General features: G+C 38.8%; 6 protein-coding genes and 2 tRNA genes. 5 read left to right on the forward strand and 3 right to left on the reverse strand.

Annotation, left to right across the window (positions count from 1 at the left end; genetic code table 11):
• Positions 1-141: 141 nt before the first annotated feature.
• The 5 genes from GWI56_RS13825 (at position 142) to GWI56_RS13845 (ending at position 5,532) form a co-directional block, all read left to right on the forward strand.
• The gene (locus GWI56_RS13825) at positions 142-2,328 is read left to right on the forward strand and encodes a TonB-dependent siderophore receptor (protein ID WP_198573214.1); all 2,187 of its coding nucleotides are present in this window, start codon (positions 142-144) and stop codon (positions 2,326-2,328) included.
• 788 nt (positions 2,329-3,116) lie between these two features.
• Positions 3,117-3,428 carry a hypothetical protein gene (locus tag GWI56_RS13830; RefSeq protein ID WP_242068406.1) on the forward strand — a complete coding sequence of 104 codons (312 nt, stop codon included), beginning with the start codon at positions 3,117-3,119 and terminating at the stop codon, positions 3,426-3,428.
• A gap of 184 nt (positions 3,429-3,612) precedes the next feature.
• Positions 3,613-4,242 carry a DsbA family protein gene (locus GWI56_RS13835; protein WP_198573215.1) on the forward strand — a complete coding sequence of 210 codons (630 nt, stop codon included), beginning with the start codon at positions 3,613-3,615 and terminating at the stop codon, positions 4,240-4,242.
• Positions 4,243-5,051: 809 nt separating this feature from the next.
• Complete coding sequence (locus GWI56_RS13840; protein WP_198573216.1) at positions 5,052-5,237, forward strand: CsbD family protein; 186 nt, start codon at positions 5,052-5,054, stop codon at positions 5,235-5,237.
• Positions 5,238-5,379: 142 nt separating this feature from the next.
• Positions 5,380-5,532, forward strand: coding sequence for a DUF3309 family protein (locus tag GWI56_RS13845; protein WP_347339137.1), 153 nt, complete (start codon positions 5,380-5,382; stop codon positions 5,530-5,532).
• A 399-nt stretch (positions 5,533-5,931) separates the two neighbouring features.
• Here GWI56_RS13845 and GWI56_RS13850 read toward each other — a convergent pair whose 3' ends face one another.
• From GWI56_RS13850 to GWI56_RS13860, 3 genes are all read right to left on the reverse strand, one after another.
• Entirely contained in the window at positions 5,932-6,234 is a 303-nt protein-coding gene (locus tag GWI56_RS13850; protein ID WP_028759930.1) for a ferritin-like domain-containing protein, read from the reverse strand.
• Between the two features lie 388 nt (positions 6,235-6,622).
• A tRNA-Val gene (locus tag GWI56_RS13855) sits at positions 6,623-6,699 on the reverse strand.
• Between the two features lie 38 nt (positions 6,700-6,737).
• Positions 6,738-6,814, reverse strand: a tRNA-Val gene (locus GWI56_RS13860).
• Between the last annotated feature and the right edge of the window lies 1 nt (position 6,815).

The following is a 6,815-nucleotide window of genomic DNA, read 5'->3' on the forward strand; positions in this document are numbered from 1 at the left end:
TTTGAAGGCATAAACACAACGGGAACGTTTATTCCTCATTAATAAATGATGAATTTGTTATATACATCACCAAAATACAAATGAAAGTGATTCGCAATAGTGTTACCGTATGTTCATCCTAAATAAACTCCCTAAATTACTATGCGCTTTTATCTACTACCTCTCGCGTCTGCCATTACTTTGGCATTAAACCCTTTGTCAGTCTTGGCTGCAGAGCCGTCTTCTGCTGCAGATGCAAATGATCAAAATATTGAAAAAATAACAGTGATGGGCAAGTACACTGTGAGTCGAACCATTGATACCGCCACAGGCTTAGGGCTGTCACTGCAGGAAACGCCACAGTCAGTGAGCATCTTGACCGCTGAACGGATCCAGGATCAGGCACTCAATACCGTTGTTGATGTGGTTAATAACACAGTAGGTTTGTCTTCATCTAAAACAGATAACGTTCGAAATGGCTTTATGGCCCGTGGTTTTGCGGTTCAGAATTACCAGATTGATGGCGTACCTTTATCTTGGAGTTTGGGGGGTGATGCAGGTGAGACTGTGTCTGATATCTCTCTGTACGAGCGTGTAGAGGTGGTGCGTGGTGCAACAGGCTTACTAACGGGGGCAGGGGATCCTTCTGCTTCAATCAACCTAGTGCGCAAACATGCCGACAGTGACGAACTTAAGGGCTATGTTGATGTTGCTACGGGTAGCTGGGATAAAAAACAAGTTACCGCAGATGTTTCTAATGGCCTTAACGACAGTGGCAGTGTACGTGGTCGTATGGTCGCTAAATATGTCAATAGCGATTCTTATCAGGATCTTTATCAAGATCGTAAGACCATTCTTTACGGCGTAATTGATTCAGACATTACTGACAACACTATGCTGCGCGTCGGCGGTAGTTACAATAACAACAATCCCAAAGGAGCGATGTGGGGTGCGTTACCAGCAGTATTCAGCGATGGTTCGGCTACTGATTGGGATGTTTCTACTACAACAGCGGCAGATTGGAGCCGTTGGGAAACGACTAACATCAACTATTTTGCTAACTTGAACCATTATTTCAGCAATGGTTGGCAGTTGGTGGCGAACTATAATCGCATGGAATATGAAACCACCACTAAAATGATCTATATGTCTGGCTTGCTGAATAAAGAAACCGGTGCAGGATTGAGCGGCCAGCGTTATCACAGCCATGGTGAAAGTAACTCTGATAATTTCGATTTTCAGTTGAAAGGCGATTACCAACTCTTTAACCGTGAGCATCAATTTGTGACTGGTGCCTTATACAGCAAACAGAAATCCTATGCAGATACCTATGAACCCATCCGTGAGAATATGACGGGCTGGGACTCAAAGGCAGTTGAAAACTTTTATGATTGGCAAAGCAACGCCTTTGAAGAGCCTGAATGGTCAACAAACGCCAATCGTCAGTTGGATATGGATACTGAGCAGAAAGGTTTCTACGCAGCAACGCGACTGACAATTACCGATGATTTAAAAGTGATTGCCGGTGGCCGTATTTCTAGTTGGAACCGCGAAGGGGTCAGCTATGGTACTGATACCAACTTTGGTGATGATGGCGTGTTCGTTCCTTATGTTGGCGCCTTGTATGACATAAACGAAGAGCATCGTGTTTACGCCAGTTATACCGAAATATTTAATCCGCAGAATAAACAAGATGCTAGCGGTAACTATCTGGATCCACTCGAAGGTAAAGCCTATGAAATCGGTTTAAAGAGCGCTTATCTGGACGACCGTCTACACACCACTGTGGCACTGTTTAAGATTGAACAGGATAATTTTGCTAAGCAAGATACAGACTTTGAGCCGACGGATGAGCAAAAAGCAAATGGTCAGACAAGTGCTTATTATGCAATACAAGGTACTAAAAGTACTGGCTTTGAGTTAGAAGTTGTAGGTGAGTTTATTGATGGCTGGAATATTTCGGCAGGTTACTCTCAATTCACCGCAGAAGATGCAGAAGGCAAAGAACTTGAGACCACGAGCCCTCGCAAACAGTTTAAACTCTTTACTACCTATCAGTTTGTCGATCATTTACCTGAATTAACTGTTGGCGGTGGCGTTAACTGGCAGAGTGATAGTTACGCACAGAATGGTAGCGTTGTAATTGAGCAAGATGCTTATTCACTAGTTAACCTAATGGCTCGTTATAATCTGGCGAAAAATATGGACCTACAATTAAATCTCGAAAACCTGCTGGATGAAAAATACTATGCCTATATGTCTGCAGCATCCTATATGCCTCTTGCATACAGTGTGTATCACTATGGAACCCCACGTAATGTGACCCTGAGCTTTAATTACCGCTTTTAAATTTTCCGCTAAATAAAAGGAGTAGTCGAGTTATCGGCTACTCCTTTTGTATCTTCTATTATTGTTATTCTAAATGTTTTAATGGCTCGTTTAGTGCGTATTAACGACTCAGTACCGATATCGGTAAATATTGGGCTAGCTCACCTATGGTTCGTTCCCAAATCTAATACTGTTATTAACTGAAAGCGGGAAGATGATGCCCTACAATCTAGTTATGGAAGTGCAACATATTGTATTGGTAGTTTTCCTTCTTTCTTGTGCGCATTGTATTGTCAACAATCAGTGCGGCAACGAACAGAGTCAATAGAAAAATATAGGTATACTCATGTCATTAGCCTTATTACAAGGTTGTGGCTTATCGCCAGCTTTTTAAGCTAAAGACCAGATGTTACATAGATTAAGCCGTTGTTGGACTTATAAAGTATTTTATGTTGATAACAAATTATCAATAATTCATATCATCAATAATAGACATCAGCGTTTGACTATTTAGTCAATAATCATTTCAAAACTGCGCTTTTAATGAGGAATAATGCCATTGTTAATATGAGCTTGTTTAGTAAGTTTATTTTTATCAATGCATAGAAAAGTGATTCATTTTTCACAGTAAAGACCAAGGACTCCCGTTTTGAGGAGAATAATATGCAAATAGAAACGCTTTATGATGTTATGCAATGGACTAGAAGTATACACCAACAGCTGCATGCATTTGCGGCACATTGCGCACTTACAAATGATAGCAAAAGAAGCGGATTACTGTTGGAGTATATTTCAGCCCACGAGCAAAAATGGCACTGGTTATCAGACAGTTCGAAGATAATGGCAATAGCAATGCACTTAACACTTATTGTCGGCATTATTATGAAAAAACCGCTATTCCTTTTAACACCATAGGTGAACATCCGTTTAAGAGGATGGATACGGATGAAATAGCGATGGCCACACTTGAGTATCATAAAAATATTGTAGGGCTGTTTGAATATCTACAAAATTGCAGTTCTGCACCTTCCGTAACTGAATTTCTTAGCAATATACTGTCCCTTGAAGAAGCTAAAAAGCGATTGCTGGCACGTAATATGAAACAAATCGATGACTTCTAGTATGTCTGCTAAAAATCACATTATTGTACCTATTGCTCGGTTTAGCTTCGGTATTTATTCTGTAGTTTAGATATTGAAATCTTGACTTCATGTGGGTAACAAGTAGATCTGCCATCACAATAATTATTGATTAGCCTTGAAACTAGAGTGTATGACTTAAACTGCCACCTTATTAAGGATTAACATGAATCAACCCCTGATCATTGATTACTATTCTGATATTCTTTGTGTGTGGGCTTGGGTTGCACAACAACGTATTGATGAGTTAAATCAAAAGTTAGAAAATAAAATTCATTTTAAATATCATTATCTTGATGTATTTGGTGATGTTCAAACAAAAATTGAGACGCAATGGAAACAGAAAGGTCAATATAATGGTTTTGCAGAGCATGTACATAAATCTGCATCTATCCGTGATGACGTTCCCACGAACTCAAAAATATGGACAGAAGTCAGACCGACAACGTCGGCCAATGCTCATTTAGTGCTTAAAGCCATTGAACTTATCTATGACAAAAACACCAGTATCAATATGGCATTGAAATTTCGGAGTGCATTTTTTATCGACGCATTGGATATTGGTAAGCTTGAAATACTTTATGAACTGGTTGATTTCTATGGGCTAGAACAGAAAAAAATCATCTCAAGCGTTCATGATGGTTCAGCTATAGCCGCATTAATGAGCAACTATCAAAAGTCAACACAACAAAATCTACAAGGCAGTCCAAGCTATATTATCGACGAAGGTAGACAAATATTTTATGGTAACGTAGGTTATCGTGTTCTTCTTGCGAATATAGAAGCATTATTGTAAAAATCAGCAGTCGAGGCTAATTGGTGCTAAACAACCTTAGACTACCAGCTGTGGTTTTCTAAGCTCTACAAGATGCTATAAACACCTCTAGATCATTTTAACGTTTTAGAGTTATACCTCTTAGTTCATTCTGAGCTTATTCACTGAATATTCATATGTTTAATGGCATCTATGATATGCCAAAATGTAGCTACATTAGGTATCAGCTGATGTTTCATTGTGTTTTAAGTTAAATTGCGGATTAAAATATTTATAATGTGTACGCTATCGCACAGACACACTTTTAGATAAATTATAAATTGGATACAGAGTTTAGATTGATATGCCTTTAATGGGTAAGCTTTATCTTAATAAGATAGTTTGTGCTATTTAGCTTGATGTTGTGGTTCATCATTAGGATGTCGCTTTAGCTGAAAAAATCACTAGGTAATTAAATAATGGAATTCAGTCATGGTTAATACTAGATTTCAGTAAATAAAATGATCGCCACAATTTATACTTAAGATAAAATTCAAGATTGCTACAAAATATTTCCCTATTTAAACCAATGTTATATTGTAGCATTAATACCTAAGTTGACACGGTATGATTGATGTGGAGCCAGTCACACAATTTTATGAAAACACCGCGGAATTAATTTTAGCCTAATTTCTATGTAGCTTTATTGATATTTTACCAACTAAGATTTTTACTAAAAATATTTAGATGTTTACTAAACGCTATTTACTAAAAATGAACAATAGCTCATAGCTGATTGTTAGCGCTCATTATTATTTAGATGTTATATCAACAACAAAAGGAAATTGACCATGAACAAAGACCAGATAGAAGGTTCAATAAAAGACGCTGCAGGCAAAGTGCAGCAAAAAATTGGTGAGATCGTTGGCAACCCGAAACAGCAGATGAAAGGGGTTCAGAAACAGATAAAAGGTAAAACTCAAAAAGCAATTGGTAATGTAAAAGAAGCGACTAAGGATGCCGAAAAACACAGTTGATGTCAGCGGCTTTTACAATTAAGTAAGCACCTTAAGCATAAAGTTTGGCAGCTTTATGTGGGTATTTAAAAGGATCTTTGTCATATTGATTAAGATTTCTGGTTCGAGTTATATCCATAATGTCTAGGAGACTCTCATGAGTATAGGAACAATATTATTGGTGGTTTTGATTCTGATGCTGATCGGTGTGGCTCCGACTTGGCCACACAGTAAGAGCTGGGGGTACGGCCCGAGCAGTGGATTAGGTTTGGTAGTATTGATCCTCGTTATACTCCTTCTACTCGGTAAAATTTGAGCGATAAAGCCTAAGTCATGTACGACCTCAATATTGAGTCGTCATTTCTAACTGCCGTAGGTAGCTAAAAATAGTGAGTGATGTTTTTAGTCGTTCAAAAATGGCTGACATCGCTCGTTTTTCTTGCACGGCAGTGCTCGCCATTCTGAGATTGAAAGGTCCTATACGCCTAAGATTTACACGCGAGAAAGGTGGCATTAGGTGAAGTCCTTCACGCTAAAAATGAAAGTCACTAAGTCCGTAGAATACAGTGTCCGTAGTAATACATTTGCACGCTAGTATTCTGCAAGGCTGTATGAAATGAGCTAAATGGTGCAATTGTATTATAAGAACGGCCTTTTTAGTGACTAAAGGCGTTTGCTCACGAAAATGGCTTGCTCAAACAGCCAGATTGAATACTTATTTGTGAACAATAGGTGTGTGAGCAACAGGCGTATCTGTAAAAAGGTAATGTTTTAGCTGTTTATCAAAGCTCGGATCTTGTCTCCTTATCCATTCTTGTAGCATTGCAGCATGTTCTTTTTCTTCGTCTCGATTATGTATAAGTATCTCTCTCAACTCATTATTTTTGCACGCATCAACTCTTTGGTTATACCAGTCTATTGCTTCAAGCTCTTCCATCAGTGATGTAAGTGCACGGTGCATGTCCTTGGTTTTATCGGTGAGTTCAGTAATGGGTTCATGATAACCTTCATTCGACATTGGGATTTCCTCGATAAATGCAGATAGGATCGCTCACTATTGAGCGGTGATGATAATTGCAGATGATTGTCTTAACGCTATTTTCAACGAACAGACTTTGAATGCATTATTCTGCGACCTTAACCTTCGAGTGTCTGTTCGATGCCGTACTTAGTCAAAAATTTTTAGGCCGCTCGTTTAAAAGGATTGGAGAGGGTGCAGAAATACCACTGCGAATATTTGATTTAGCACAGGATATTACTATGGATGTTGAACTTTGAGATATTTGGGAATGAATTTTAAATCAAAAGATAAAGGCAGTGAAAACCATAAACACCTGCTTTAAAAGGCAGATTAATTGTATTTAGTTTGATAAGCAGAGGGGATTAATGAAATACATAATAAGAAATGGTACACCCGAGTGGACTCGAACCACCGACCCCTACCATGTCAAGGTAGTGCTCTAACCAACTGAGCTACGGGTGCACTGTTTGAATTTCAAATTTTAGACTCTTTGAAGAGAGTGGTACACCCGAGTGGACTCGAACCACCGACCCCTACCATGTCAAGGTAGTGCTCTAACCAACTGAGCTACGGGTGCA

The organism is Shewanella sp. DW31 (assembly GCF_015767295.1).
GTDB classification, from domain to species: Bacteria; Pseudomonadota; Gammaproteobacteria; order Enterobacterales; family Shewanellaceae; genus Shewanella; species Shewanella oncorhynchi.